Origin of the sequence: Halomonas sp. ATBC28, from assembly GCF_005937175.1 — a bacterium.
Lineage (GTDB): Bacteria > Pseudomonadota > Gammaproteobacteria > Pseudomonadales > Halomonadaceae > Vreelandella > Vreelandella titanicae.
This window is the reverse complement of sequence record NZ_VCQL01000102.1, coordinates 1-473: the sequence shown is the minus strand read 5'-3', so window position 1 is coordinate 473 and position 473 is coordinate 1. Positions and strand designations below refer to the sequence as shown.

Here is a 473-nt window from a genome sequence, read left to right as displayed (position 1 = left end):
GTTTTGGCGGATTGAGAGAATTTCAGCTTTGATTCAGAGTCCGAAGGATTTTGCGCTGAGACAAGGCGGCAAATGAAGCGAAGGAAGGAGCATACTGAAGTATGTGACTGACTTTCGCGAATGCAGCCGACGCAGTATCAGCACAAAAGACACAGGACAGAGCACAGGAATTTGCCTGGCGGCAGTAGCGCGGTGGTCCCACCTGACCCCATGCCGAACTCAGAAGTGAAACGCCGTAGCGCCGATGGTAGTGTGGGGTCTCCCCATGCGAGAGTAGGGAACTGCCAGGCATCAAATTAAGCAGTAAGCCGGTCATAAAACCGGTGGTTGTAAAAGAATTCGGTGGAGCGGTAGTTCAGTCGGTTAGAATACCTGCCTGTCACGCGGGGGGTCGCGGGTTCGAGTCCCGTCCGTTCCGCCACTTATTAAGAAGCCTCGAGTTAACGCTCGAGGTTTTTTTTCGTCTGTATATC

The 473-nt window shown here is 52.6% G+C and carries 1 tRNA gene and 1 rRNA gene; both read left to right on the top strand.

Going from position 1 to position 473, the window contains the following annotated elements:
* The first annotated feature begins 174 nt into the window (after window positions 1-174).
* A 5S ribosomal RNA gene (rrf, locus tag E0L35_RS25525) occupies window positions 175-290 on the top strand.
* 54 nt (window positions 291-344) lie between these two features.
* A tRNA-Asp gene (locus E0L35_RS25520) sits at window positions 345-421 on the top strand.
* Window positions 422-473 lie beyond the last annotated feature (52 nt).